This window comes from Rhodococcus sp. DT1, assembly GCF_049844875.1.
Lineage (GTDB): Bacteria > Actinomycetota > Actinomycetes > Mycobacteriales > Mycobacteriaceae > Rhodococcus.
The window spans coordinates 1-246 of the sequence record NZ_JBNCLW010000022.1 but is presented as its reverse complement, the minus strand read 5'-3'; the positions used below and the strand labels follow the sequence as shown (position 1 = coordinate 246).

Annotated in this window: 1 pseudogene; it reads right to left on the bottom strand. The window is 69.9% G+C overall.

Annotation, left to right across the window (positions count from 1 at the left end):
* A pseudogene (locus ACLQ3J_RS20955) lies at positions 1-246 on the bottom strand (glucose-6-phosphate isomerase); the annotation flags it as partial.

Genomic DNA, 246 nt, shown 5'->3' with positions numbered 1-246 from the left:
CCCCAGATCCGACCCCCCGATCCCGATGTTGACCACCGTGGTGATCTTCTCCCCGGTCGCCCCCCGCCACCGGCCGTCACGCACCCGATCGGTGAACTCCCCCATCGCGTCGAGCACCTCGTGGACATCGGCGACGACCTCACGCCCGTCCACGACCAACCGCGCCGAGCGCGGCAACCGCAACGCGGTGTGCAGCACCGCCCGGTCCTCGGTGACATTGACGTGCTCGCCGGTGAACATCGCCTC